The organism is Rathayibacter sp. VKM Ac-2835, assembly GCF_013266705.1.
In the GTDB taxonomy this organism is placed as follows: domain Bacteria; phylum Actinomycetota; class Actinomycetes; order Actinomycetales; family Microbacteriaceae; genus Rathayibacter.
In genome coordinates this window covers 397,329-424,323 of record NZ_JABSNQ010000004.1, presented here as the reverse complement: position 1 = coordinate 424,323, position 26,995 = coordinate 397,329, and the positions used below count along the sequence as shown (strand labels likewise).

Genomic DNA, 26,995 nt, shown 5'->3' with positions numbered 1-26,995 from the left:
ACGGCAAGCGGAAGGAGGCTCGTTCGCATGGATGAGCGCAACGACGACCAGCCCGATCTCGATACCGGCCCGACTCCTCGGACGGCGCTCGACGCGGCGCGGGACTCCGAGCAGTACGCCCCGCGCGCGAGCGACACCGCTCCCACCCGCATCCCGGACGGCATCCGGCTCGAGTCTCCGGCGCCCGCGCGGCGCCGCTCGAGCGCCCCGGCGCCCGTCGAGGACCCCACGGTCGACGTCGGCCGTCTCGGGATCCCCGACGCCCCCGGCGCCGTCCGTCCCGTCTCGGCCGGCATCGCCGCGCGCGACGAGGTGTCCGTGCTGCCCGAGGACTCCGGCGAGCGACCGCGTGGCCGCGGCGAGCAGCGCCCGGCCGAGCCCGCCGCCGAGCCCGAGCGCGAGCCCGACGCCGTCGCCACCGCCGCCGAGTCGAGTCCCGGGGTCACCCGCCGCGACCGCCTCCGCGCCGAGTCCGGCACCGCCGGCACGTCGTCGGCGCCCGAGTCCGCCTCGATGCTCACGCCGGACCGCCTGCTCGAGGTCAACCGCAAGACCCGGCCGGCGCCGACCGGCGGCTGGAACCGCTTCGTCTACAGCCTCACCTTCCACACCGTCAACCTCGGCGACTCCGCGAAGGTCCAGGCCTGGAAGGCGATGGACGAGCGGATCGGCCGCCAGTTCGAGGGCGGCACCCGCTTCGTCCCGGTGATGACCCGCAAGGGCGGCGTCGGCAAGACGACCGTGACCACCCTCCTGGGCATGGCCCTCGCCGACTCGCGCGAGGACCGCATCATCGCGGTCGACGCCAACCCCGACCGCGGCACTCTCGCCGAGCGCGTCCCCAAGCAGACCCGCTCCACCGTCCGCGACGTCGTCAACCGCGCCGCCGGAGTCACCGGCTTCACCGAGTTCTCCACGATGGTCTCGCGCGACGAGACCCGGCTCGACGTGCTCGCCTCCGACACCGACCCGCAGCTCTCCGAGGCCTTCGACGAGGACGACTACAACGTCGTCGCCGACCTCGTCGAGCGCTTCTACTCGATCATGCTCACCGACTGCGGCACCGGCATCGTGCACTCGGTGATGCGCGCCACGCTGCAGCGCGCGGACAGCGTGGTGATCGTCTCCGGCGGCAGCGTCGACGAGGCGCGCCTCGCCTCCGAGACCCTCACCTGGCTCGACGCGAACGGCTACGGCGATCTCGTCCGGAACGCCGTGGTCGCGCTGAACACCGCGACGCAGGGCACCAGCCTGGTGAAGCTCGAGGAGATCGAGTCGCACTTCCGCTCGCGGGTGCGCGACATCGTCCGCATCCCGTACGACCCGGTGCTCGCCGCCGGCTCGGTCGTGAAGTGGGAGCAGCTGCGCCCCGCGACCCAGGAGGCGGCGCGCGTGCTGGCCGCGCTCGTCGTCGAGGGCATCCCGGTCCGTCGTGCCTGAGGCGGTCGTGGACGGCATCGCCGACGACCTCGCCTTCGACCTGATCGTGCTCGGCGCCGGGTCCGGCAACTCGATCGTCGGCCCCGAGTGGGCCGGCTCCCGCGTCGCGATCCTCGACGACGGGGAGTGGTTCGGCGGCACCTGCCTCAACGCCGGCTGCATCCCCACGAAGATGTTCGTGCACGTCGCCGACATCGTGACCGACGTCGACCAGGGCGACCGGGTCGGCGTTCACGGCCGGGTGGCCCGGCCCGAGTGGGCCGAGGTGCGCGACCGCGTCTTCGGACGGACCGACGCGATCAGCGCCGGCGGGCTGGACTACCGGGCGAACCGCTCCGAGAACGTCACCGTGCTGCGCGAGAGCTTCGGCTTCGAGTCGCTCGGCGACGGCGTCCGGCCGCACGTGCTGGTGAGCGCGAGCGGTCTGCGGATCAGCGCCCCGCAGGTCGTGGTCGCCGCGGGCTCGCGTCCGCGCCCCCTCCTCGCGGCCTACGAGCCCGACCCGCGGATCCACGACTCCGACTCGATCATGCGGATCGACGAGCTCCCCGCGCGGATGCTCGTCCTCGGCGGCGGCGCGGTGGCGGTCGAGTTCGCGCACATCTTCTCGGCCTTCGGCACCGCGGTCACCGTCGCGGTCCGCGGCGACCGGCTGCTCCGCTCGCTCGACGAGGGCATCGCCCGCGGCTTCACGGCGCTGGCGCGCGAGCGCTGGGACGTCCGCACCGGCGTCTCCGCCGAGAGCGTCGAGGCCACTCCAGGCGGGCTCGTCACCACGTTCGACGACGGCTCCCGCGTCGAGACCGACACGATCCTCGTCGCCACCGGGCGCGACCCGAACAGCGACACCATCGCCGCGGCCTCCGTCGGCATCGACCTGCACCCCGACGGCCGCGTCGTCGTCGACGACGAGCAGCGCGTCCTCTCCGGCGGCCGCGTCGTCCCAGGGCTCTTCGCGCTCGGCGACGTCTCCTCCGAGTGGCAGCTCAAGCACGTCGCCAACCACGAGGCGCGGCTCGTCGCGCACAACCTGCTGCACCCGCAGGAGATGCTCTCGAACACCCTCGCGCCCGTGCCCGGCGCGATCTTCGCGCACCCGCAGATCGCGCACTTCGGCCTCACCGAGCGGGAGGCGGGGGAGCGCGGCATCGACGTCGTCGCCGTCACCCAGGAGTTCGGCTCCACCGCCTACGGCTGGGCCATGGAGGACGACTCCAGCGTCTGCACCCTCGTCGTCGGACTCGACGGCGAGCTGCTCGGCGCGCACCTGATGGGCCCGCAGGCGAGTATCCTCATTCAGCCGCTCGTCCAGGCCGCCAGTGCGGGGGTCGGGATCCGCGGACTCGCCCGCAGCCAGTACTGGCCGCACCCCGCGGCGAGCGAAGTCGTCGAGAACGCCCTCCTCTCCGCCGAGGAGGCACTGAGGGAGCGCACCGCATGACCGAACGCCAGATCCGCATCTTCGGCGATCCCGTCCTGAAGACGGTGTCCGCCCCGATCGAGACCGTCGACGACGGGATCCGCGGACTGGTCGAGGACCTCGTCGACAGCGTGCGCACCCCCGGCCGCGCCGGCGTCGCCGCACCGCAGATCGGCGTCAACCTCCGCGCGTTCAGCTACAACGTCGACGGGGTCGTCGGCTACATCCTCAACCCCGAGATCGTCGAGCTCAGCGGCGAGCCCGAGCCTGTCGACGAGGGCTGCCTCTCCGTGCCGAACCTCTGGTACCCCGCGATCCGCTACCCGCACGCCAAGGTCCGCGGCACCGACCTCGACGGCAACGAGGTCGTCCTCGAGGGCGACGGCCTGATGGCCCAGGCCCTCCAGCACGAATGCGACCACCTCGACGGCCGCCTCTACCTCGACCGCCTCTCCAAGGACGACCGGCGGGCCGCCATGAAGGAAGTCCGCGAGAGCTCCTGGTTCTGAGTCCATTGCCGAGCCGGTCCCTGCCCGGCTCGGCGCGGTCGGCCTCCTGGGGTTGCCGCGTTCCGCAGAGCGTCGTGCGTCCGCCGACGTCGAAGCGCTGGAACGCGCTTCGCCGGATACGGCTGCGCTGATTCCGAGCCGGTCCCTGCACGGCTCGGCGCGGTCGGCTCTCAGAGGTGGCCGCGTTCCGCAGAGCGTCGTGCGTCCGCCGACGGGAAAGCGCTGGGACGCGCTTTCCCGGATACGGCTCGGCCTTCGGCCATCGCCCTCTGGCTGGCTGGCGCATCATGCTGATCGAGTAGCCCGCGGAGCCGGCGTGGGCGGAGTCGTCAGCGGAGGCTGATGCCCTCCGTGGCGGGGGCGGCGCTGTAGACGCTGCTGATCGTCGCCGCGAAGTCGTCGAGGATGACGTTCCGCTTGATGCTCATCTTCGGGGTGAGGTGGCCGCTCGCCTCGGTGAACTCGGTGGGCAGGATGACGAACTTGCGGATGGACTCGGCGCGGGAGACGCGGACGTTCGCGGCGTCGACGGCGCGCTGCACCTCGGCGAGGACCGCCGGGTTCACGGCCGCCTGCTCGAGCGTGAGCGTCGCGTCCTGCCCGTTGTTCGCGAGCCAGGTCGGCAGCATCTCGGGGTCGAGGGTCACCAGTGCCGCGATGAACGGGCGCTGGTCGCCGACGACGACGACCTGGCCGACGAGCGGGTTGGCGCGGATCGGGTCCTCGAGCGCGGCCGGCGCGACGTTCTTGCCGCCGGCGGTGACGATGATCTCCTTCGTCCGCCCGGTGACCCGGAGGTAGCCCTCCTCGTCGAGCGAGCCGAGGTCGCCGGTCTTGAACCACTCCCCGTCGAAGGCCTCGGCCGTCGCCTTCTCGTCGTTCCAGTACCCGCCGAAGACGTCGATGCCGCGCACCTGGATCTCGCCGTCGGCGGCGATCCGGATCGAGCAGCCGGGCATCGCCGGGCCGACGGAGCCGATCTTGAAGCGCTCTGTCCGGTTGACCGTCGCGGGCGCCGTCGTCTCGGTGAGTCCGTAGCCCTCGAGGATCTTGATGCCGAGGCTGTGGAAGAAGTGACCGAGCCGGTCGCCGAGCGGAGCGGAGCCCGACACCGCGTAGCGGACGTTGCCGCCCATCGCGGTGCGCAGCTTCGAGTAGACGAGCCGATCGAACAGCAGGAACTGCAGCTTCAGCGCGAGCGGCACCGAGCCCGCCTCGACCGCGATCGAGTGCGCGACGGCGACATCGGCCGCGCGGCGGAAGATCTTCCCCTTCCCACCCGCCTCGGCCTTCTGCTCGGCCGAGTTGTAGACCTTCTCGAACACCCGCGGCACGGCCAGGAGGAACGTCGGCTTGAACGAGCCGAGCGAGGGGAGCAGCTGCTTCGTGTCGGCCTGGTGCCCGACCTTCACCCCGCCGTGCACGCAGAGGATGGCGATGAAGCGCGCGAAGACGTGCGCCGTCGTGATGAAGAGCAGCGTCGACGCGCCCGGCTGGTGGATCAGCTCGGTCAGCGCGACCGCGGAGTTGCGGCTGAGCTCGACGAAGTTGGAGTGCCGGATGATGCAGCCCTTGGGCCGGCCGGTCGAGCCGGAGGTGTAGATGATCGTCGCGACGTCCGCGCCGGTGGCGAGCGAGCGGCGGCGCTCGATCTCGGCGTCGGGCACGTCGACCCCGCGGGCGGCGAGCTTGTCGAGGTCGCCCAGACCGATCTGCCAGGCGAGCCGGACGTCGGGGAGGTCCGCGCGGATCTCGTCGAAGCGGGCGAAGTGCTCGGCCGTCTCGACGATGACGGCGTGCGCACCGGAGTCGGACAGGTTCCACTGCACCTGCGCGGGGGAGGAGGTCTCGTAGACCGGCACGAGGACGCCGCCGGCGAACCACACGGCGAAGTCGATCAGCGTCCACTCGTAGCGGGTCTTGCAGATCAGTCCGACCTTGTCGCCGGGCTCGATGCCGGCCGCGACGAGGCCCTTCGCGAGCGCGGTCACCTGGTCGAGGAACTCGCGGGCGGTGACGTCGCGCCAGCCGCCGCCCTCGGGAAGGGCGAAGAGCGCTCGGTCAGGGGTCTCCCGCACCCGGTCGAGCAGCAGCGCCGTCGTGTTGGCCTGCGGATCCGGCGCGACCACGAGGGGGGAATCGAACTGCTCCACGGCAACTCCTTCGGTACCTGAATGATTGTCGGGTCCAGCCTACCGGCGCTCCGCGACTGTGCATCCACTCAGGATAACGATCCGCACGTCGGTTCTCGGCGGGTCACTACACTCGTTGTGGCCGCCGCTCCAGGGCGGACCCGCGGCGCAGCGGCGCCGGAGGCGAGGGGAAGGCGGTTCGCGTGCACGCGATCGGTATCGACATCGGCGGCACGAAGATCGCGGGAGCGCTCGTCGACGAGTTCGGCGGCATCGTCCGCGAGGACCGCCAGCCGACGCCCGCCGGGCACCCGGAGCTCATCGTCGACGTCGTCGTCGAGATGGTGGCGCGCCTGCGCGAGGGCCTCCCCGCCGGCGACGTCTCGGCCGTGGGAGTCGCCGCGGCCGGCTTCATCGACGCCTCGCAGTCGATCGTCTACTACGCCCCCAACATCAACTGGCGCAACGAGCCCTTCCGCGAGAAGCTCTCGGCGCGCATCGACCTCCCGATCATCATCGAGAACGACGCCAACGCGGCCGGCTGGGCCGAGTTCCGCTACGGCGCCGGACGCCTCGTCAGCGACATGCTGATGCTCACCATCGGCACCGGCGTCGGCGGCGCGATCGTCATCAACGACCGGCTCCTGCGCGGCGGCTTCGGCGCGGCGGCGGAGATCGGCCACATGCGGGTCGTCCCCGGCGGGCTGCCCTGCGGCTGCGGAGCCCGCGGCTGCATCGAGCAGTACGGCTCCGGCCGGGCGCTGCAGCGCTTCGCCGCCGAGCTGGCCGACGCCGGCGGGATCGGCCAGGGCATCGCCGATGCGCGCGCGAAGAACGGCGGCGAGCTCGACGGCGGCGTCATCGCCGAGCTGATCAGCGCCGGCGACCTCGGCGCCCTCGCGGCCCTGCGACAGCTCGGCCACTGGCTCGGCGAGGCCGCGGCGAGTCTCAGCGCGGTGCTCGACCCGCAGATGTTCGTGATCGGCGGGGGAGTGGCGCAGGCCGGCGACCTGCTGCTCGATCCGATCCGCCAGGCCTACCTCGACAACCTGCCCGCCCGGGGGTACCACCCCGAGCCCGAGTTCCGCATCGCGGAGCTCGTCAACGACGCGGGGGTCGTCGGCGCCGCCGACCTCGCTCGCCTGCACGCGAGCTCGCTGTGACCCCGGTCGCGGACCGCTGAGGAGCGCCCCTTGTTCTACTGGTTCATGAAGCACATCGTCGCGGGGCCCCTGCTCAAGACGATCTTCCGGCCCTGGGTGGTCGGCGCCGACCGCGTCCCGGCGACCGGTGGCGTCATCCTCGCGAGCAACCACCTCTCCTTCATCGACTCGGTGTTCCTCCCGCTGGTGATCGAACGCAACATGGTCTTCCTCGCCAAGAGCGACTACTTCACCGGCAAGGGCCTCAAGGGCTGGGCGACGAAGCTCTTCTTCACGGCCACCGGCATGCTCCCGATCGACCGCTCGGGCGGCAAGGCCTCGGAGGCCTCGCTCAACACCGGGCTCCGCGTCCTGGCCGGCGGCGAGGCCCTCGGCATCTATCCCGAGGGCACCCGCAGCCCCGACGGGCGGATGTACCGCGGCCGCACCGGCGTCGCGCGGATGGTCCTCGAGGCGCGGGTGCCCGTCATCCCGGTGGCGATGATCGACACCGCCCGCATCATGCCGATCGGCAGCCGGCTGCCGAAGCTCGGCCGCATCGGCATCGTCTTCGGCGAGCCGCTCGACTTCAGCCGCTTCGAGGGAATGGAGGGCGACCGCTTCATCCTCCGCTCGATCACCGACGAGATCATGTACGAGCTGCTGGCGCTCAGCGGCCAGGAGTATCTCGACGTCTACGCGACCTCGGTCAAGGAGAAGCGCGCGGCCCTGCTGCGCTGAGCCTGCTCCACCGGGCTTCCCGGCTGGGCGCACCTCCGGAGAAGGCCCCGCCGAGCCGATAAGCTCGTCAACCGTCGCCGTCCGACCGGGCGGCGATCACTGCGCGCGCCGCGCGCCCGTCAGAACCAGGAACCCTCGTGGTCATCGATCCGAACGAACCGTACGTCCTCGCCGCCCCCTCCGTGGTCGCCGGCCTGGACTATTGGCGCGAGCTCGAGATCAAGCAGCAGCCGAACTGGCCCGACGCCGCCGCGGTCGCCGCCGCGTCCGCCGAGGTCGCGGCGCTGCCCCCGCTCGTCTTCGCGGGCGAGGTCGACCAGCTGCGCGAGCGCCTCGGTGCCGCGGCCCGCGGCGAGGCCTTCCTGCTCCAGGGCGGCGACTGCGCCGAGACCTTCGCCGGCGCGACCGCCGACCAGATCCGCAACCGGGTGAAGACCGTGCTGCAGATGGCCGTCGTCCTGACCTACGGCGCGAGCATGCCCGTCATCAAGATGGGCCGCATGGCCGGCCAGTTCGCGAAGCCCCGCTCGAGCGACCTCGAGACCCGCGGCGACGTGACGCTGCCCGCCTACCGCGGCGACATCGTCAACGGCTACGACTTCACTCCGGAGTCGCGCACCGCCGACCCGCGCCGGATCGTCCAGGGCTACCACACGGCCGCCTCGACGCTGAACCTCATCCGCGCCTTCACCCAGGGCGGCTTCGCCGACCTCCGCCTCGTGCACTACTGGAACAAGGGCTTCACCGAGAACCCGCAGAACCAGCGCTACGAGCAGCTCGCCCGCGAGATCGACCGCGCGGTGAAGTTCATGGTGGCCTGCGGCGCCGACTTCGAGGGAATGAAGCGCACCGAGTTCTACACCGGCCACGAGGGCCTGCTGATGGACTACGAGCGCCCGATGACGCGGATCGACTCGCGCACCGGCACGCCGTACAACACCTCCAGCCACTTCATCTGGATCGGCGAGCGCACCCGCGAACTCGACGGCGCGCACGTCGACTTCCTCTCGCGCGTCCGCAATCCGATCGGCGTCAAGCTCGGCCCGTCGACGACCCCCGAGACGATGCTCGAGCTGATCGACAAGCTCGACCCGGACCGCGAGCCCGGGCGCCTCACCTTCATCACGCGGATGGGCGCCGGGAAGATCCGCGACGCCCTCCCGCCGCTGCTCGAGGCGGTCAAGGCGAGCGATGCGCTGCCGCTCTGGGTGACCGACCCGATGCACGGCAACGGCCTGACGACGCCCACCGGCTACAAGACCCGTCGCTTCGACGACGTGGTCGACGAGGTCAAGGGCTTCTTCGAGGCGCACCGCGCCGCAGGGACGCACCCGGGCGGCATCCACGTCGAGCTCACCGGCGACGACGTCACCGAGTGCCTCGGCGGCTCGGAGCACATCGACGAGGCGACCCTCGCCACCCGCTACGAGTCGGTCTGCGACCCGCGCCTCAACCACATGCAGTCGCTCGAGCTGGCCTTCCTGGTGGCCGAGGAGCTGCGCCAGCGCTGAGCCGCGCGCTGCTCGCCGGCGGACGCTCCCTGCTGATCGAGGAGCCCCCTGAGCGGGCACCTGCGTGCTGATCGAGGAGCCCGCGGAGCGGGCACCTGCATGCTGATCGAGGAGCCCGCGGAGCGGGCGTATCGAGATCCACCGTCGTCCGACGGGCGGGTCTCGATACGCCCCTGCGGGGCTGCTCGACCAGCGTGCCGACGGCGCTCGGCCGCAGCGCTCCGCGGTCAGATGGAGATCGTGATCGAGAGCTGCACCGTCGTGCCGCGCTGCACGAGGGCGCCCTCCTTGTCGGACTGGTTGGTCACCTTCGTCACCTCGTCCGGCACCTGGTCGATCAGCGGGGTGGTCAGGCCGTAGCTCCACTTCAGGTCGACGGCGCTGAGCGCGGCCTTCGCCTGGTCGCGGGTCATCCCGACGACGTTGGGGACGGCGACCGGCTGCGGGCCCTTCGAGACGACGACGGAGACGGTGTCGCCGGTGGTCGCCGGCGCCTCGGGATTGATCTGCGTGAGGACCACTCCGGCCGCGACCGTGTCGCTCCAGTCCTCTCGCTCGCGGTCGAGGGCGAGCCCGGCGTCCTTCGCGGCCGCCGTCGCCTCGTCGACCGTGAGGCCGACGACGTTCGGGATCGCGCCCAGGCTGACGACCATGGCGATCGTGCTGGTCTCGGACATCGTCGCGGGCAGCTCGCCGCCGTCGGGCAGCGACGCCGAGACGACGACGCCGGCGGGGACGTCGGCGTCGAAGATCCGGGTGACGTCGCCGACTGTGAACGGCGCGGCCTGGATCGCGGCCGTCGCCTCCTCCTCGGAGACGCCGGCGAGCGCGGGCACCGGCAGCTGCCGCGGGCCGCTCGAGACGACGAGGGTGACGACGTCGCCCTTGTGCAGTCCCTGGCCGCCGGGCGGATCGGTGCTGAGCACCGTGCCGGCGGGGACGGTCAGGTCGTTCGCCTGCTGCGGCGAGACCTCGAAGCCCTGGCTGACCAGCGCGGCCGTCGCCTCGTCCTGCGAGCGGCTCACCACGTCCGGCACGTTCACGATCGCGCCGGGGCCCTCGCCGTACCACCAGGCGGTCCCGCCGCCGATGAGGGCGAGCAGCAGGACGATCACCGTCAGCAGCACGCCGCGTCGGCGGCGCGTGCGGCGCTTCGTCGCGAGGCGGGCGACCGCGTCGTCGTCGTCGCGCTGCTCGAGCTCCGCGGGCGGTCCCTCGATCACCGAGGTGTGCCCCGTGACGGCCTCGTCGAACAGCAGCGCGGTGGCGGGCTCCGCCACCGGAAGGGGGGTGACGGCCTGGGTGTCCGCGCCGCGGCGGTCGGTCGGCGTGATGCCCATCAGGCGCTCGGCCTCGAGCAGCTGCGCCAGCATCACGCCGGCGTCGCGCGGGCGCATGTCCGGGTCCCGCTCGGTCGCCCAGAGCACGAGCTCGTCGAGCGAGGTCGGCACCGAGGGCACCTTCGCGCTGGGGTAGGGGACCGAGTCGTTGGCGTGCTGGTAGGCGATCTGCATCGGCTGCTCGCCCGTGAAGGGCTGCTCGCCGGTGAGCATCTCGTAGATCATGATGCCGATGGCGTAGATGTCGCTGCGGGTGTCGGCGGTGCCGCGGGTCACCAGCTCGGGGGAGAGGTAGGCGATCGTGCCGAGGAGCGCCTGACCGGACGCGGTGTTCGCGCTCGCGGCCCGAGCGAGGCCGAAGTCGCCGATCTTGATCCGGCCGTCGTCGGCCAGCAGCACGTTCTCCGGCTTGAGGTCGCGGTGCAGGATCCCCGCCCGGTGCGCGGCCGCGAGCCCGGACAGCACCGAGTGCATGATGTCGACGACCTGCTGGGCCGTGAGCCGTCCGCGCTCCTTGAGCAGGTCGCGCAGGGTGATGCCGGGAAGGTACTCCATCACCAGGTAGGCCATGTCGGAGTCCTGGCCCTGGTCGAAGACGCTGACCACGTTCGGGTGGGCCAGGCGCGCGGCGGAGCGCGCCTCCTGGACGAAGCGGTTCTTGAACGTCGCGTCGTCGGAGAGGTGCCCGTGCATGACCTTGATGGCGACCCGGCGCTCGAGGCGCTGGTCGTGCGCCAGGTAGACGGTGGCCATGCCGCCCCGCGCGATGCGGGAGCGCACCTCGTACCGGCCGTCGACGAGACGGCCGAGGAGAGGGTCGAGCTGGCTGGTGGTCACGCGACGAGTCTAGGCAAGACCCTCCGGACAACCGGCGTGCAACGCGGAGGCGGCTCGTGGCACTCTTGACGGGTGACCGACTCGTCCGCTGCCTCCGCCTCCCCGTCCACTCCCGAGATCGAGTGGCTGACCGTTCCCGACCTGGTCGAGGTCACCGGTCTCGGCGTCAGCCGGGTGCGCCGCCTCCTCGAGGAGCGCCACCTGCTCGGCACGCGCCGCGACGGCAGGCTCGTCGTCCCCTCCGTCTTCCTCCGCGACGGCGAGCCGCTGAGCGAGATCCGCGGCACGGCGATCCTGCTCTCGGACCAGGGCTTCTCGGACGACGAGGCGATCGACTGGCTGCTCGCGGACGAGGACAGCCTCGGCACCAGTCCCGTGCAGGCGCTGCTCGCCGGCCGCAAGGCCGAGGTGCGCCGCGTCGCCCAGGCGCTGGCCTGACCGGACAGGGCTGAGCCGCCCGCGACCTCAGGTCCTACGCCGTGCGCGCGGTGACGCGGTCGGCGAGCTCGCGCAGCTCCGCGACGCCCTCCTCGCGCAGCGGGGCGTCGGGCAGCACGGCCAGGGCCGCCGCCACCTCGCGGGCGATGCGCTCCTCGAGCCGGTCGAGCGCTCCGGAGCCGGCGACGATCTCCTGAGCCCGGGCGATGTCGTCGGCGCTCGCGTCGGTGCGGCCGACGACGGCGTCGAGCTCGTCGCGCTCGCTCGACGACGCCGCGGCGCGGGCCAGGCCGAGCAGCACGGTCCGCTTGCCCTCGCGGAGGTCGTCGCCCGCCGGCTTGCCCGTCACGACCGGGTCGCCGAACACGCCGAGGACGTCGTCGCGCAGCTGGAAGGCGATGCCGAGCGGCAGGCCGAATCCGCGCAGCGCGTCGATCTGGGCGTCGTCGCCGCCACCGAGCGAGCCGCCGATGGCGAGCGGCGCCTCGATGCTGTACTTGGCGCTCTTGAAGACCACCACGCGCTCCGAGCGCTCGAGGTGCTCGTGCTCAGGGTGGCGGACCCACGCGCTCTCCTCGAGGATGTCGAGGTACTGGCCCAGCGTCACCTCCGTGCGCATCAGGTTGAACTCCGCTCGGGCCCGCGCCGCCGCGGTGCGGTCCTCGAGCGCCCACTCGGCGTCCGCGAAGATCTCGTCCGACCAGACCAGCAGCAGGTCGCCGAGCAGGATCGCGGAGGAGCGGCCGAACTCGTCCGCCGAGCCCGACCAGCCGCCGTCCTCGTGCAGCGCGGAGAACCGGCGGTGCGCCGCCGGCGCCCCCCGGCGGGTGTCGGAGTTGTCGATCACGTCGTCGTGGACGAGCGCCGCGGCGTGGAAGAGCTCGAGGCTCGCGCCGACGCGCGCGATCGGATCGGACGCGCTCCGGTGGACGTCGCTCGGCACCGCGGAGACCGCCGTCCAGCCCGCCTCGCAGAAGCGCGCCCGGAAGCGCTTGCCCCCGCTGAGAAAGTCCCGCGAAAGGTCGCCGAGGGCGGAGACGTCCTCTCCGATGGAGCGCAGAATTGGCGTGCGCCCGGTGAGGAATTCATCGATTCGGAACTGGACGCGATCGACCAGACGAGTGCTGTGGTTCACCCGACCAGCCTATGCACCGATGGCGCCTGGCGCCTCGGCGGGCCTCGGTCTACACTGAAGCGCCACCAGCCCGGTCGAGCAGACCGCCCGCCCACCTCGGTGCCGTCCCCGCCGGGTCGACGCCACTCCCTGAAGGGGTCCCGATGCCGCTTTCGGAACACGAGCAACGGCTCCTCGACGAGATGGAGCGCAATCTCTATCAGAACGACGCCGACTTCGTCGCGGCGGTCAGCAAGGGCCGGGGCGGCACCAACTACCGGGCCCTCGTGCTCGGCATCCTCCTCGCCATCGTCGGCCTCGGCGTGCTCGTCACCGGCGTCATCGTCCGACAGCCCCTCGTGGGCGTCGGCGGCTTCGCGCTGATGCTCGCGGGCGTCGTCGTCGCGATGCGTCCGGCACCCGGCGGCTCCACCACGTCCGGCATCCCCGAGGCGGGCCGGCCCTCGAAGCCGCGCTCGGCGAGCGGCGGCCAGGGGTCCAACTTCATGGACCGTCTGAACGACCGGTGGGACAACCGCGGCGACGGCCGCTCCTAGAGCTCCACGGCGCGGGTCCTCCACCCCGCACCACCCCAGGGTCGATCCTCACGGATCGGCCCTTTTTTCGTGCCCGGACGCTCCCCGCGAGTGCGATTGCCCTCCACTGCGCTCCACCGCGGCCGATCCCTGCAACGGCGCGGATCGACGGCCCGATCGCGGCGCGCCGGGACGGTCGGGAGGGTTGTGGGTGGGGGGAAGTGGAGTACTGTGGGGCCCACACCAACCTTGGCCGGAGAGAAGTGGGGGCAGTCCGTTGTTCCTCGGCACTCATTCCCCCAAGCTCGACGAGAAGGGCCGCGTCATCCTTCCCGCCAAGTTCCGCGACGAGCTCTCCTCCGGAGTCGTCGTCACGCGCGGCCAGGAGCGGTGCCTCTACGTCTTCAGCCAGCGCGAGTTCGAGGCGATGCACGAGAAGATCCGCCAGGCGCCCGTCACGAGCAAGCAGGCCCGCGACTTCCTGCGCGTGTTCCTCTCCGGCGCCAGCGCCGAGACGCCGGACAAGCAGAACCGCATCACCCTCCCGGCGCCGCTGCGGGCCTACGCCGGTCTCGACCGCGACCTCACCGTCATCGGTGCGGGCAATCGCGCCGAGATCTGGGCCCAGGACGCCTGGGACAGCTACCTGACCGAGCAGGAGTCCGTGTTCTCCGACACCGAGGAGGAGGTGATCCCCGGCCTGTTCTAGCTCCTGCCGCGCGACTCCCAGCCACTCGGCGCCCGGACGCACCTTCCCCGGTGTCCGGTCGTGAGCTGGATGGGGATCGGACGGCAGGAACGGGACGGCGGGACCGCCATGGCAGAGAACACCGAGAGCACCCCTGCGCACCGCGCCGACGTGCGCCCCGACGACACGACCCGCGCCGACGCGCGCCCGACCGAGGAGCGGCACCTCCCCGTGCTGCTCGAGCGCTGCGTCGAGCTGCTGGCTCCGGCGCTGGAGCGCGACGGCGCCGTGCTGGTCGACGCGACGCTCGGCATGGGCGGGCACTCGCTCGCGCTGCTCGAGCGCTTCCCGCGCCTGCACCTCGTCGGTCTGGACCGCGACCAGGAGGCGCTCCAGCTCGCCGGCGCCCGGCTCGCCGCGCACTCCGCCCGGGTCGACCTGGTGCACGCCGTCTACGACGAGCTGCCCGACGTCCTCGACGAGCTCGGCATCGACACGATCGACGGGGCCCTCTTCGACCTCGGCGTGTCCTCGCTGCAGCTCGACGAGACCGAGCGCGGCTTCTCCTACTCCAAGGACGCCCCGCTGGACATGCGGATGGACGCGACGGCGCCGCTCACCGCGGCGAGCATCCTGGCCGACTACGACGAGATCGCGCTCCGGCGGATCTTCCACGAGTACGGCGAGGAGCGGCTCGCGGCCCGCTACGCGAAGAAGATCGTCGAGGCGCGCGCGTCGGCGCCGATCGTGCGCTCCGGCCGGCTCGTCGAGATCATCCAGGCGGCGACCCCGGTCGCGATCCAGCGCAACGGCCACCCGGCCAAGCGCGTCTTCCAGGCGCTGCGCATCGAGGTCAACCAGGAGCTCTCCGTGCTCGAGCGGGCGATCCCCGCCGCGCTCGGCCGGATCGCCGTCGGCGGGCGCATCGTCGTCGAGGCGTACCAGTCGCTCGAGGACCGCATCGTCAAGCGCGCCCTGCAGGCCGCCTCCTCGTCCACGGCGCCCGTCGGCCTGCCGATGGAGCTGCCCGAGCACCGACCAGAGTTCCGACTCGTCATCCGCGGCGCCGAGCTCGCCTCGGACGACGAGAAGGCCGCCAACCCCCGAGCGACACCCGTGCGTCTGCGCGCGGCCGAGAGGATCAGGAGCACCGCATGAGCGCGACCGCCGTCATCGACCCCGTCATCGACCGCAGCACCGCACGACCGGCGCAGCCCGCCGAGCCGGCGCGGCGACCCCGGATCGAGGCCGTCCCCGCTCCCGAGCGCCAGGCCCGGCCGAAGCTCGTCTACGGGATCGTCGCCGTCGCCGGCCTCTTCGCGATCATCGTGATCCAGCTGCTGGTCAGCGTCGGCCTCTCCGAGGGCGCGTACCAGATCGCGACGCTGCAGGGCGAGCAGAAGACGTTGACCCGGGGCAACGCGGAGAAGCAGGACGCGGTCGACACGCTCAGCTCGCCGCAGAACCTCGCCACCGCCGCGCAGGGTCTCGGCATGGTGGCGAACACCGCTCCCGTCTACCTCCGCCTCTCCGACGGCGCGGTGCTGGGCGACCCGGCCACCGCCGCCGCGAGCGAGGTCGGCACCACCGCGGCCGCCTCCGCGGTGCCGAACGCGCTGATCGCACCGCCGGCGGCCGCTGCCGCCGCGGGCTCCGCGACCGCCGTCGCACCGCTGCAGGGCGAGCTGCCCGCCCCGATCACGCACTGATCCACTCGAGCACGCACTGAGCCGCTCCGACCACGCACCGAAGGGCCCCTAGCGCCGTGAGACATCACCGTTCGAGCAGGCGACGCACCGCCGTCACCTTCCTCGTCATCGCCGCCGTCGTCGGACTCTTCATCGGCAAGCTGGTCGACATCCAGGTCGTCCGGGCCAACGAGCTGACCGACGAGGCGGCGCAGAACCAGTCGAACAGCGTCATCACCTACGGCACCCGCGGGTCGATCGTCGACCGCTCCGGCACGGTGCTCGCCGACGCCACCACGCGGTACCGGCTGACGACCTCGCCGAAGAACGTCGCGGAGTTCCTCCGCGAGATGCCCGACGGCCAGGAGGTCGTGGTCAGCGTCGAGCAGGCCGCCTCCGAGATCGGCGCGATCACCGGGCAGACCGTCCCGCAGATCGTGACCGCGGTGAGCGACGCGGTCGCGAAGGACCCGAAGGCCAACTACCTGGTCCTCTCCGAAGGGCTCGACCTCGAGGCGTACCAGAAGCTCGTCGCGCTCGACATCCCGTGGACCTACTTCGAGACGCAGCAGGGCCGGACCTACCCGAACGGCGCGGTCGCGGGCAACCTCGTCGGCTACGTGGGCGGCGACGGCGCCGCCCAGGAGGGCATGGAGTACGCCGAGAACGCCTGCCTCGCCGGGGCCAACGGCTCCGAGAGCTACGAGCGCAGCGCCGACTTCGTCCGCATCCCCGGCAGCACCGTGGCCGAGACCCCCGCGGTCGACGGCGGGACGCTCGAGCTCACCATCGACGCCGATCTGCAGTACTACTCGCAGCAGGTGCTCGCTCAGCGCGTGGCCGAGGTGGGCGGCAGCTACGGGATCGTCGTGGTGCAGGAGGTCAAGACCGGCAAGCTCCTGACCGTCGCCGAGACTCCGACGGTCGACCCCAACAACGTGTCGGCCAGCGCGCCGGACGACCGCGGCTCGCGGGCCTTCCAGAGCCCGTTCGAGCCCGGGTCGACCTTCAAGCCGATGACCGCGGCGATGCTGATCGATCAGGGCCTCGCGAGCCCGACCAGCCAGGTCGTCGTCCCCGACACGTTCGAGAAGGACGGCGCCTCGTTCAGCGACGACTTCGCGCACACGCCGACGAACTACACGCTGACCGGCATCCTCAAGGACTCCTCGAACGTCGGCATCGCGATGATGGGCTCCAAGCTCTCCGCCTCGCAGCGCTACGACTACCTGAAGAAGTTCGGCCTCGGCGCCTCGACGGCCGTCGACTTCCCCGGCGAGTCCGGCGGTCTCCTCGCCGACTCAGCGGACTGGGACGGCCAGACGAACTACACGACCATGTTCGGCCAGGGCGTCTCGGCGACCGCGGTCCAGGTCGCGGGCATCTACCAGACCCTCGGCAACGGCGGCGTCCGCCTGCCCGCGCAGCTGGTCGAGGGCTGCACGACGCCGGACGGCTCGGTGATCGACGTGCCCGACACGACCGGCACCCAGGTCGTCTCCGCCGGTGCGGCCAAGGACGTCGTCGACATGCTGCAGACCCACTACAACCAGGGCTGGCTCGCGAACGACATCCACGTCGACGGCTACAACATCGCCACCAAGACGGGCACCGCGCAGCAGCCGGACGGCAACGGCGGCTACTCGTCGAGCTACACCGTCTCGCTGGCCGGCCTCGCGCCCGCGGAGGACCCGGAGTACGTCGTGACGGTCACCATCGCCGATCCGGTTAAGATGAACACGTCCCAGGCGACGGCCCCCGTGTTCCAGCAGGTCATGACCCAGGTGCTCAAGACCAACCGGGTGGAGCCGTCCACGGTCCCGCCGGTGGAGTACCCCACCACGTGGTGACCGCCCTCCCCGGGACACGACCGAGCAGACCAGAACCAGCACGGGCGCGGGCACGAGAGACAGCACCGGCACGAGAGACAGCACCAGCAGGAGAGAGAGGGCGGGCATTGCACGACACTCGCCCGCAGACCTCCCTCCGGCCCGAGCACCCGGCGCCCCGCGCGCTCTCGCAGCTGGTCGCCGAGTTCTCGCTCGGCCCGGTCCGCGGCGTCGAGGGCGTCGAGGTCAGCGGGGTCACCCTCGACTCGCGCTGCGTCGAGCCGGGAGACCTCTACGTCGGCGTCGCCGGCCGCGCCGCGCACGGCGCCGCCTTCGCCGTCGGTGCCGCCGCCGCAGGAGCGGTCGCGGTTCTGACCGATCCCGAGGGCGCCGAGCTCGCCGCCGCCAGCGGTCTGCCCGTCCTGGTCACCCCCGATCCGCGGGCCGCCCTGGGCGCCGTCGCCGCCTGGATCCACCGCACCCGCGAGGACACCCCGACGCTCTTCGGCGTGACCGGCACCAACGGCAAGACCAGCGTCGTCTACCTCCTCGACGCGCTGCTGCGCCGCCTCGGCGTCGTCTCCGGGCTCAGCTCGACCGCCGAGCGCCGGATCGGCGACGTGGCCGTCGTCAGCGCCCTCACCACCCCCGAGGCGAGCGAGCTGCACGGGCTGCTGGCGCGCATGCGCGAGGCCGCCGTCCGCGCGGTCTCGATCGAGGTGTCCGCCCAGGCGCTCACCCGCCACCGGATCGACGGCCTCGTCTTCGACGTCGTCGGCTTCACCAACCTCACGCACGACCACCTCGACGACTACACCGACATGGCGCAGTACTTCGAGGCGAAGGCGGACCTGTTCGGACCGGACCGCGCCCGCCGCGGCGTCGTCACCGTCGACAGCAGCTGGGGCCGCGAGCTCGTCGAGCGCAGCCGCATCCCCGTGACCACGCTCGCCAGCTCGCCCGTCGTCGGTGTCGCACCGACGACGCCGGCCGACTGGTCGATGACGGTCGTCGAGGGAACAGCGGACGGCACCACCTTCCACCTCGAGGGGCCGGAGAACCGCTCCGTCGTGGTGCGCATCCCGCTGATCGGCTGGTACATGGCGGCGAACGCCGCGCTCGCGATCGTCATGCTCGTCGAGTCGGGCTTCGATCTCGAGGCGATCGCGCACACCCTCGAGGAGGGCGCGCTCGACGTCTACATCCCGGGGCGCGCCGAGCGCGTCTCCGGCGACCGCGGCCCGCGCGTCTACGTCGACTACGGCCACACCCCGGACGCGTTCTCGAACGCGCTCGAGGCGCTGCGGGCGCTGACGCCGGGACGGCTGATCATGGTCTTCGGCGCCGACGGCGACCGCGACACCACCAAGCGGGCCGACATGGGGCGCATCGCCGCCGAGCTGTCGGACGTCGTCGTCGTGACCGACTTCCACCCGCGCTGGGAGGACCCGGCGGCGATCCGCGCCGTCCTCGTCGGCGCGGCGACCGAGGCCGTGCCCGGCCGGGAGATCCACGAGATCCCCGACCCGCGCGCCGCCGTGCGGGCGGCCGTCGCCCTCGCGGACGAGGGCGACGCGATCCTCTACGCCGGACCCGGCCACGAGGACCACCAGGAGATTGCAGGAGTGCACATGCCGTATTCGGCCAGAGACGACGTCCGGCAGGCCCTGCGCGAGGCGGGCTGGCTCTAGATGATCGCCCTGACCCTCACCGAGATCGCCGCGGCCGTCTCCGGTCGGCTGCACCTCGCCGGCTCCTCCGCGAACGCGAGCACCGTCGTCGACGGCGCGACCGAGACCGACTCCCGCGAGATCGCGCCCGGCGGGATCTTCGTCGCCAAGCGCGGCGAGCACACCGACGGCCACCTCTTCGCTCCGGTCGCCGTCGAGCGCGGCGCCGCGCTGCTGATCGTCGAGCGCCCGCTCGACCTGGACGTGCCGCAGGTGCTCGTCGACGACTCCGTCGAGGCGCTCGGCGCCCTCGCGACCGAGGTCGTCCGCCGCGTGCGCGCCCTCGGGAACCTCACCGTCCTGGCCGTCACCGGCTCCAACGGCAAGACGACCACCAAGAACCTGCTCCGCACGATCCTCGAGCGCCACGGCGAGACCGTCGCGCCGCAGGGCTCGTTCAACAACGAGGTCGGCGCGCCGATCACGATGCTGAAGGTGTCGCCGTCGACGCGGTACCTGGTCGCGGAGATGGGTGCGAGCGCGGTCGGCGAGATCCGCCGCCTCGTCCGGATGGCCAAGCCCGACGTCGGGATCGTCCTCGCGGTGGGCCTCGCTCACGCCGGCGAGTTCGGCGGGATCGAGCGCACGCTCGAGGCGAAGACCGAGATGGTCGCCGATCTCACCGCGGACGACGTCGCGGTGCTCAACGCCGACGACGGCCGTGTCGCCTCCATGCAGGCGAGGACCGCCGCCCGCGTGCTGTGGTTCGGCCACGGCGAGCAGGCCGACGTCCGCGCCGTCGACATCGAGCCGACGGCCGAGGGCACCCGGTTCGCCATCGAGGTCGCCGCAGGGGAGGGCCGCGAGGCCGCCCGCGCCGAGCTGTTCCTCCGCGTCCTCGGCGAGCACCACGTGATGAACGCGCTGGCCGCGACCGCCGCGGCGCTCTCCGTCGGCGTCCCGCTCGACGCGGTCGTCGACGCCCTCGGCACGGTCACCCTCGCCGAGCGCTGGCGCATGCAGGTGCTCGGCGGCGCCGACGTCACGGTCGTCAACGACGCCTACAACGCCAGCCCCGACTCCACCGCCGCCGCCCTGCGGACCCTCGCCCAGATCGCGAAGCCCGAGGGGCGCACCGTCGCGGTCCTCGGCGAGATGAGCGAGCTGGGGGAGTGGGCCGACGAGGAGCACGACCGCGTGGGCCTTCTCGCCGTCCGGCTCAACATCGCGCAGATCGTCGTGGTCGGCGCCAAGGCGCGGCGGATCCACGTCGCCGCCGAGCGCGAGGGCTCCTGGAGCGGCGAGTCCGTCTTCGTCGAGACCGCGGACGAGGCCTACGACCTCCTCGACGGCTATCTTCGGAGCGGCGACACCGTCCTGGTGAAGTCGTCCAACTCCGCCGGGCTGCGATTCCTGGGCGACCGACTGGGAGAGCGCCACCGATGAGAGCACTCCTTCTGGCCGGAGCCTTCTCCGGCGCCTTCACGCTGCTGCTGACGCCGCTGTTCATCCGGCTGTTCCACCGCCTCCAGTGGGGGCAGTTCATCCGCGAGGACGGGCCGAAGTCGCACCACGTCAAGCACGGCACGGCGACGATGGGCGGCATCGTCATCATCATCGCCACTGTGGCGGGATACTTCCTCGGCTCGCTCTTCGGCAACCGGGCGCTCGCGCCGTCGGCGCTGCTGGTGCTGTTCATGATGGTGGGGCTCGGCTTCGTCGGATTCATCGACGACTTCCTGAAGACCCGCAACCAGCGCAGCCTCGGCCTCGGCGGCTGGGCGAAGATCGCCGGGCAGATCATCGTCGCGGCGGCCTTCGCGGTCATCGCGATCATGGTCCGCGACTCCAACGGACTGACGCCGGCCTCGACGTCGATCTCGTTCATCCGCGACCTGCCGTTCGACTTCGCGACGCTCGGCTGGATCGGCATCGGGCTGTTCGTGCTCTGGATCTGCGTGATCGTCACGAGCACGTCCAACGGCGTCAACGTCGCGGACGGACTCGACGGCCTGGCGACCGGCTCGTCGATCCTCGCGATCGGCTCCTACGTCATCATCGGCTTCTGGCAGTCGAACCAGTGGTGCTTCGACGCGCAGCTGAACCCCGAGGTGGCCGACAAGTGCTACCAGGTGAGCGATCCGTTCGACCTCGCGATCATCGCGGCGGCGATCTCGGGCGCCCTCGTGGGCTTCCTCTGGTGGAACACCTCGCCCGCGCAGATCTTCATGGGCGACACCGGCTCGCTGGGCCTCGGCGGCGCGCTCGCCGCCCTCGCGATCCTCACCCGCACCGAGCTGCTCGTCATCCTCATCGGCGGCCTGTTCGTGATCGTCACCGGCTCGGTGATCGTGCAGCGGATCTACTTCAAGCTCACCCGGGGCAAGCGCATCTTCCTGATGAGCCCCCTCCACCACCACTTCGAGCTCAAGGGCTGGGCCGAGATCACGGTGGTGGTCCGCTTCTGGATCATCGCCGGCATCTTCGTCGCGGCCGGCGTCGGGCTCTTCTACCTGGAATGGCTCTCCCTGGCATGACCGATCCCGCGCAGTCCGCCCGCCCCGACTCCCTGACCAGCTGGCACTCCGACTGGCGCGGTCTCCGCGTGGCAGTGCTGGGGCTCGGCGTCACCGGCTTCTCCGTCGCCGACACCTTGACCGAGCTGGGCGCCGAGGTCCTCGTGCTGGCCGACCGGACCGACGAGGAGCGGGAGCGCCTGCTCGAGGTCATCGGCGCGCGCCTGCACCGCGCCGAGCGGCTCGACCGCGTGCCGGAGGAGCTGGCGTCGTTCGCCCCCGAGCTCGTGGTGGTCTCGCCCGGCTTCGCCCCGACTCACCCGATCGTCGCGTGGGCGGGGGAGTCCGGCATCGCGCTCTGGGGCGACGTCGAGCTCGCCTGGCGCGTGCGCGACAAGGTCGTCCGGGCCGACGGCACTCCGGCCGACTGGGTGCTGGTGACCGGCACCAACGGCAAGACCACGACCGTCCAGCTCACCGCGACGATGCTCGTCGCCGGCGGGCTGCGCGCGGCGCCGTGCGGCAACATCGGCATCCCGGTGCTCGACGCCGTCCGCGATCCGCAGGGCTTCGACGTGCTGGTGGTGGAGCTCTCCAGCTACCAGCTGCACTACCTGGGCCGGATCGAGCCGCTCGCGAGCGCCTGCCTCAACATCGCCGAGGACCACCTGGACTGGCACGGCTCCTTCGAGGCCTACCGCGACGCGAAGGCGAATGTCTACGCGAACACGCGGGTCGCCTGCGTCTACAACCGCGCCGACGCCGTCACCGAGCAGATGGTCGTCGACGCCGAGGTGATCGAGGGCGCCCGCGCCATCGGCTTCGGCCTCGGCGTCCCCGGGCCGAGCGACTTCGGCGTCGTCGACGGCATCCTCTGCGACCGGGCCTTCCTCGAGGACCGCGCCACCAGCGCGATCGAGATCGCCACGGTCGACGAGCTCGCCGCCCGCGGACTCGCCGCCCCGCACATCGTGCAGAACGTGCTCGCGGCCGCGGCGCTCTCGCGGGCCTGCGGGATCGAGCCGGGCGCCGTCCGCCGCGCTCTGGCGACCTTCGAGCTCGACGCCCACCGCATCCAGGTGGTTGCGGAGAGCTCCGGCGTGGTGTGGGTGAACGACTCCAAGGCGACGAATCCGCACGCCGCCGACGCCTCGCTCCGGGCCTACCCGTCCGTGGTCTGGCTCGTCGGCGGGCTGCTGAAGGGCGTCGACATCGACGCGCTCGTCGCCGCGCACACCGGTCGGCTGCGCGGTGCCGTCGTCATCGGCGCGGACCGCGCGGAGGTCCTCGAGGCATTCCGGCGACACGCGCCCGCCCTCCCCGTGACCGAGGTGGTCCCGGATGACACTGGGGCGGTGATGCAGGCGGCCGTCGAGGCCGCCGCGGTGCTCGCCCGCACGGGCGACGTCGTCCTGCTCGCACCCGCCGCGGCGTCGATGGACCAGTTCCGCGACTACGCGGAGCGGGGCCGCTTCTTCGCGGCCGCCGTGGCGACGTATCTGGGAGGGGGAGCCGATGACCGCTCCGACGACGAACCGCAGCCCGGGCCGCTCGCGCACTGAGGCGCCCGGGGACGAGCAGGGCCGGGAGCACGGTCGCCTCCGCACCGCGCGCATCGTTCTCGCCCGCGTCCTCGCCTCGGGATCGCCCAACTTCTTCCTGCTCTTCGGCACCACCCTGTTCCTCGTTCTCTTCGGCCTGACCATGGTGCTGTCCTCCTCGTCGGTCACGTCCTACGTGCGCAGCGACGACTCCTTCGGCGGGTTCTTCCGCCAGGGCGGGTTCGCCCTGCTCGGCGTGCCGCTGATGCTCGTCGTCTCGCGGGTGCCGATCCGGTTCTGGAAGAAGGCCACGCCGCTCCTGCTCGGCGCCGGCTGCTTCCTGCAGCTGCTCGTGCTCTTCTCCCCGCTGGGCTGGGAGGTCGGCGGCAACCGCAACTGGCTCCGCATCGGCGGCTTCACGATGCAGCCGTCCGAGATCATCAAGCTCGCGCTCGCGCTCTGGCTCGGTCTGCTGCTCGCGCGCCGCTACCGCGGTCCGAAGGACTGGAAGGACGCGCTGATGCCCGTCCTGATCGTCGCGGGCGGCTCGATCGGCCTCGTCCTCGGCGGCGGCGACCTCGGCACCGTCCTGATCCTCGCCGGCATCGTGCTGGCCGCGCTCTTCTACGCGAACGTGCAGATGAAGGTGCTCGTCCCGATCGTGCTGGTCGGCGCGGTGGGCGCCGTGCTCTTCGCGGTCTCCAGCGAGAACCGGCTGACCCGGATCATGTCCTTCCTCGGCGACTGCTCGGGGTCGGAGCAGTACGAGACCTCCTGCTGGCAGCCCGTGCACGGCACCTGGGCGATGGCCTCCGGCGGCATCTTCGGCGTCGGCCTCGGCAACTCCAAGGCCAAGTGGTCCTGGCTGCCCGCGGCCGACAACGACTACATCTTCGCGATCATCGGCGAGGAGCTCGGCCTGATCGGCGCGATCGTGGTCCTCGCGCTGTTCGTGGTCCTCGCCATCGCGTTCTTCCGCATCATCCACGCGTCCACCGACCCGTTCGTCCGCATCACGACCGGTGCCGTCATGGTCTGGCTGATCGGCCAGGCGTTCGTCAACATCGGGGTGGTGCTCGGAGTGCTCCCGGTGCTCGGAGTGCCGCTGCCGCTGATCTCCTCCGGAGGCACCGCCCTGCTCAGCTCGCTCCTCGCCATCGGCGTCGTGCTCTCCTTCGCGCGGAACCAGACCTCCCCGAGCGACGGCGCCGCCGCGCGCGCCGCCCGGAAGGCCGCGGCCCGATGACCCGCTTCCTCCTGGCCGGCGGCGGCACCGCCGGCCACGTCAATCCGCTGCTGGCCACGGCCGACGAGATCCGCGCGCGGAACCCTCACGACGAGGTCCTCGTGCTCGGCACCGCCGAGGGGCTCGAGGCCCGCCTCGTCCCGCTGCGCGGCTACGAGCTGTCGGTCATCCCGCGCCTGCCCTTCCCGCGCCGCCCGAACGGCGCCGCCCTGCGCTTCCCCTCGGCCCTCCGCGCGACGATCGACGGCATCGTCCGCACCCTCCGCGAGCGCCGGATCGACGCGGTCGTCGGCTTCGGCGGCTACGCGGCCGCCCCCGCCTACCTCGCGGCCCGCCGCGCCGGCGTCCCGTTCGTGGTGCACGAGGCCAACGCCCGGCCGGGCCTGGCCAACCGGCTCGGCGCCCGCTTCACGCCGTTCGTGGGCGTCGCCTTCGAGGGCACGCCGCTGCGGAACGCGCAGGTCGTCGGCATGCCGCTGCGCCGCGAGATCGCGCAGCTGGACCGCGCGGCCGCACGCGACGAGGCGATGGCCGCCTTCGGTCTCGATCCCGCGCGCCGGACCCTTCTCGTCACCGGCGGCTCGCTCGGCGCCCGGCGGATCAACGCGACCGTGCACGCGAGTGCCGCCGCGCTCGTCGCGACCGGGTTCCAGGTGCTGCACATCACCGGCGACCGCGCCGAGATCACCGACCCCGGCGTCCCCGGCTACCACCTCCTCGCCTACTGCGACCGGATGGACCTCGCCCTCGCCGCCGCGGACGCCGCCGTCTCCCGCGCGGGAGCCGCCACCGTGAGCGAGCTCAGCGCGCTGGGGCTGCCCGCGGTCTACGTCCCGTACCCGGTCGGCAACGGCGAGCAGCGCTTCAACGCGCGCGGGGTCGTCGACGCGGACGGCGCGGTCCTCGTCGAGGACGCGGCGTTCACGCCCGCCTGGGTCGCGAGCGACCTGGTGCCGCTCCTGCAGGACGTCCCGCGACTGGCGGACATGGGCCGCCGCGCCGCCTCCGTCGGCGTGCGGGACGGTTCCGGCCGACTGGTCGACCTCATCGGGTCCGGTCTCCGTCCGCACTGATCCCTCCGCGGTTAAACTGATTTCTTCGTCCGGCCTGCGGCACCCCGCACGCCGCGCCGACCATCCGAAAGCGAGAGCCCCGTGATCAAGCCCGACCTCGGCATCACCGTCCCCGACGAGCTCGGCTCGGTCCACTTCATCGGCATCGGCGGCTCGGGGATGAGCGGGATCGCGCGGCTGTTCCACCGCGCCGGTCACCGCGTCACCGGCTCCGACGTGCGCGAGTCGCACCCGATCGAGCAGCTCCGCGAGCTCGGCATCCCCGTCGCGATCGGGCACGACGCGGCCCACCTCGGCGACGCCGAGGCGGTCGTCGTCACCTCGGCGCTCTGGCCGGACAACCCCGAGTACCTGCTGGCGAAGGAGCGCGGCCTGCCCGTCCTGCACCGCTCGCAGGCGCTCGCCTGGCTCGTCCGCGGCAAGCGCCTCGTCGCCGTCGCGGGCGCGCACGGCAAGACCACCTCGACCGGCATGATCGTCACCGGTCTGCTCGGTCTCGACGCCGACCCGAGCTTCGTCAACGGCGGCATCATCGAGGGTCTCGGCACCTCCTCCGCGGCCGGCTCCGGCGAGGTCTTCGTCGTCGAGGCGGATGAGTCCGACGGCAGCTTCCTGCTCTACGACACCGCGGTGTCGCTGGTCACCAACGTCGACCCGGACCACCTCGACCACTACGGCTCGCTCGAGGCGTTCGAGGAGGCGTTCGTCACCTTCACCTCGAATGCGCGCGAGCTGGTCGTGATCTCCTCCGACGACGCCGGCGCCGTCAGCGTGACCCGCCGCATCGACGGCCCGAAGGTCCTGACGTTCGGCGAGGCCGAGGGCTCGGACGTCCGCGTCGTCGACCTCGAGCTGGTCGGCCCGGTCGGCTTCACCGTCGAGTACGAGGGCCGCCGCTACACGACGCGGCTGCGCATCCCCGGCCGCCACAACGCGATCAACGCGGCCGGCGCCTTCGCCGTGCTCGTCGGTCTCGGCTTCGAGCCCGCGCCCGCACTCGCCGCGATCTCCGGGTTCGGCGGCACCGAGCGCCGCTTCGAGCTGCACGGCGCAGTGCGCGGCGTGAGCGTCTACGACGACTACGCGCACCACCCCACCGAGGTCGCCGCCGCCCTCTCGGCCGCGAGGACCGTCGTGGGCACCGGCCGGATCATCGCCGTGCACCAGCCGCACCTCTACAGCCGCACCCGGCTCTTCGCCCGCGAGTTCGCCGAGGCGCTGGAGCAGCACGCCGACGAGACCATCGTCCTCGACGTCTACGGCGCCCGCGAGGACCCGGAGCCCGGCGTCACCGGGGCGCTCGTCAGCGAGAGGTTCGCCGACCCGTCGCACGTCTCGTTCCTCGCCGACTGGCAGGACGCGGCCCGGCGCACCGCCGAGATCGCGCGCGAGGGCGACTTCGTGATCACCCTCGGCTGCGGCGACGTCTACCGGATCATCCCCCAGCTGCTCGAGTCGCTCGGCGCGAGCGAGGTCGCGCCGGTCGCACGATGAAGCGGCCGGACGGCGTGCGGCCGCCGAGTGGAGCGCGTCCCGCGCCCGCACGTCCGGTGGGTCCCGCGCCCGCGGATCCTCGTCCGGAGG

The 26,995-nt window shown here is 72.1% G+C and carries 22 protein-coding genes; 19 read left to right on the top strand and 3 right to left on the bottom strand.

Annotation, left to right across the window (positions count from 1 at the left end):
- The first annotated feature begins 27 nt into the window (after positions 1–27).
- The 3 genes from HRK28_RS18455 to def are packed head-to-tail and all read left to right on the top strand — an operon-like array spanning position 28 to position 3,369.
- On the top strand, positions 28–1,440 hold the full coding sequence (locus HRK28_RS18455) for a MinD/ParA family protein (protein ID WP_160090029.1): 1,413 nt from the start codon (positions 28–30) through the stop codon (positions 1,438–1,440).
- Positions 1,433–2,881: a mycothione reductase gene (locus tag HRK28_RS18450; RefSeq protein WP_367948475.1), complete on the top strand. Its 1,449-nt coding sequence runs from the start codon at positions 1,433–1,435 to the stop codon at positions 2,879–2,881. The genes HRK28_RS18455 and HRK28_RS18450 overlap by 8 nt, the downstream gene beginning before the upstream one ends.
- Positions 2,878–3,369, top strand: coding sequence for a peptide deformylase (gene def, locus HRK28_RS18445; protein WP_123446123.1), 492 nt, complete (start codon positions 2,878–2,880; stop codon positions 3,367–3,369). The genes HRK28_RS18450 and def overlap by 4 nt, the downstream gene beginning before the upstream one ends.
- Before the next feature lie 329 nt (positions 3,370–3,698).
- Here the strand turns inward: def and HRK28_RS18440 are convergent, their stop codons facing one another.
- Positions 3,699–5,522, bottom strand: a complete 1,824-nt coding sequence (locus tag HRK28_RS18440) for an AMP-dependent synthetase/ligase (protein ID WP_173252618.1) — start codon at positions 5,520–5,522, stop codon at positions 3,699–3,701.
- Positions 5,523–5,704: 182 nt separating this feature from the next.
- Between HRK28_RS18440 and HRK28_RS18435 the strand changes: the two genes are divergently transcribed.
- The 3 genes from HRK28_RS18435 to HRK28_RS18425 all read left to right on the top strand — a co-directional run bounded on the left by HRK28_RS18435 (position 5,705) and on the right by HRK28_RS18425 (position 8,895).
- On the top strand, positions 5,705–6,664 hold the full coding sequence (locus tag HRK28_RS18435; protein ID WP_160090025.1) for an ROK family glucokinase: 960 nt from the start codon (positions 5,705–5,707) through the stop codon (positions 6,662–6,664).
- A gap of 30 nt (positions 6,665–6,694) precedes the next feature.
- On the top strand, positions 6,695–7,384 hold the full coding sequence (locus HRK28_RS18430) for a 1-acyl-sn-glycerol-3-phosphate acyltransferase (protein WP_160090014.1): 690 nt from the start codon (positions 6,695–6,697) through the stop codon (positions 7,382–7,384).
- A gap of 182 nt (positions 7,385–7,566) precedes the next feature.
- Positions 7,567–8,895 carry a class II 3-deoxy-7-phosphoheptulonate synthase gene (locus HRK28_RS18425; protein ID WP_160091366.1) on the top strand — a complete coding sequence of 443 codons (1,329 nt, stop codon included), beginning with the start codon at positions 7,567–7,569 and terminating at the stop codon, positions 8,893–8,895.
- A gap of 227 nt (positions 8,896–9,122) precedes the next feature.
- Here the strand turns inward: HRK28_RS18425 and pknB are convergent, their stop codons facing one another.
- Positions 9,123–11,072, bottom strand: a complete 1,950-nt coding sequence (gene pknB / locus HRK28_RS18420; RefSeq protein ID WP_173252617.1) for a Stk1 family PASTA domain-containing Ser/Thr kinase — start codon at positions 11,070–11,072, stop codon at positions 9,123–9,125.
- Between the two features lie 72 nt (positions 11,073–11,144).
- Here pknB and HRK28_RS18415 point away from each other — a divergent pair, with 72 nt between their 5' ends.
- Positions 11,145–11,510 carry an Rv2175c family DNA-binding protein gene (locus HRK28_RS18415; protein WP_244231629.1) on the top strand — a complete coding sequence of 122 codons (366 nt, stop codon included), beginning with the start codon at positions 11,145–11,147 and terminating at the stop codon, positions 11,508–11,510.
- Between the two features lie 34 nt (positions 11,511–11,544).
- Here the strand turns inward: HRK28_RS18415 and HRK28_RS18410 are convergent, their stop codons facing one another.
- Positions 11,545–12,645: a polyprenyl synthetase family protein gene (locus HRK28_RS18410; RefSeq protein WP_173252616.1), complete on the bottom strand. Its 1,101-nt coding sequence runs from the start codon at positions 12,643–12,645 to the stop codon at positions 11,545–11,547.
- A 143-nt stretch (positions 12,646–12,788) separates the two neighbouring features.
- Here HRK28_RS18410 and HRK28_RS18405 point away from each other — a divergent pair, with 143 nt between their 5' ends.
- The 12 genes from HRK28_RS18405 (at position 12,789) to murC (ending at position 26,905) form a co-directional block, all read left to right on the top strand.
- A complete protein-coding gene (locus HRK28_RS18405) occupies positions 12,789–13,181 on the top strand; it encodes a DUF3040 domain-containing protein (RefSeq protein ID WP_160090008.1) in 393 nt (130 codons plus the stop codon).
- A gap of 256 nt (positions 13,182–13,437) precedes the next feature.
- Complete coding sequence (gene mraZ / locus HRK28_RS18400; protein ID WP_123446130.1) at positions 13,438–13,869, top strand: division/cell wall cluster transcriptional repressor MraZ; 432 nt, start codon at positions 13,438–13,440, stop codon at positions 13,867–13,869.
- 108 nt (positions 13,870–13,977) lie between these two features.
- Positions 13,978–15,006, top strand: a complete 1,029-nt coding sequence (gene rsmH, locus HRK28_RS18395) for a 16S rRNA (cytosine(1402)-N(4))-methyltransferase RsmH (protein ID WP_217274887.1) — start codon at positions 13,978–13,980, stop codon at positions 15,004–15,006.
- Positions 15,003–15,557 (top strand): hypothetical protein, encoded by a 555-nt coding sequence (locus HRK28_RS18390; RefSeq protein ID WP_160090004.1) that lies wholly within the window; start codon positions 15,003–15,005, stop codon positions 15,555–15,557. The genes rsmH and HRK28_RS18390 overlap by 4 nt, the downstream gene beginning before the upstream one ends.
- 56 nt (positions 15,558–15,613) lie before the next feature.
- Positions 15,614–17,386, top strand: a complete 1,773-nt coding sequence (locus HRK28_RS18385) for a peptidoglycan D,D-transpeptidase FtsI family protein (RefSeq protein ID WP_367948474.1) — start codon at positions 15,614–15,616, stop codon at positions 17,384–17,386.
- Between the two features lie 107 nt (positions 17,387–17,493).
- Complete coding sequence (locus tag HRK28_RS18380) at positions 17,494–19,056, top strand: Mur ligase family protein (RefSeq protein WP_173252614.1); 1,563 nt, start codon at positions 17,494–17,496, stop codon at positions 19,054–19,056.
- The gene (murF, locus tag HRK28_RS18375; protein ID WP_160090000.1) at positions 19,057–20,481 is read left to right on the top strand and encodes a UDP-N-acetylmuramoyl-tripeptide--D-alanyl-D-alanine ligase; all 1,425 of its coding nucleotides are present in this window, start codon (positions 19,057–19,059) and stop codon (positions 20,479–20,481) included. It abuts the gene before it with no gap.
- Complete coding sequence (mraY, locus tag HRK28_RS18370) at positions 20,478–21,572, top strand: phospho-N-acetylmuramoyl-pentapeptide-transferase (RefSeq protein WP_123732994.1); 1,095 nt, start codon at positions 20,478–20,480, stop codon at positions 21,570–21,572. The genes murF and mraY overlap by 4 nt, the downstream gene beginning before the upstream one ends.
- Entirely contained in the window at positions 21,569–23,113 is a 1,545-nt protein-coding gene (murD, locus tag HRK28_RS18365; RefSeq protein WP_173252613.1) for a UDP-N-acetylmuramoyl-L-alanine--D-glutamate ligase, read from the top strand. Before mraY ends, murD begins: the two co-directional genes overlap by 4 nt.
- Positions 23,067–24,338 carry a putative lipid II flippase FtsW gene (ftsW, locus tag HRK28_RS18360; RefSeq protein ID WP_160089996.1) on the top strand — a complete coding sequence of 424 codons (1,272 nt, stop codon included), beginning with the start codon at positions 23,067–23,069 and terminating at the stop codon, positions 24,336–24,338. The genes murD and ftsW overlap by 47 nt, the downstream gene beginning before the upstream one ends.
- On the top strand, positions 24,335–25,411 hold the full coding sequence (locus HRK28_RS18355; protein WP_160089994.1) for a glycosyltransferase: 1,077 nt from the start codon (positions 24,335–24,337) through the stop codon (positions 25,409–25,411). Before ftsW ends, HRK28_RS18355 begins: the two co-directional genes overlap by 4 nt.
- An 81-nt stretch (positions 25,412–25,492) precedes the next feature.
- Positions 25,493–26,905, top strand: coding sequence for a UDP-N-acetylmuramate--L-alanine ligase (murC, locus tag HRK28_RS18350; protein ID WP_173252612.1), 1,413 nt, complete (start codon positions 25,493–25,495; stop codon positions 26,903–26,905).
- Positions 26,906–26,995: the final 90 nt, after the last annotated feature.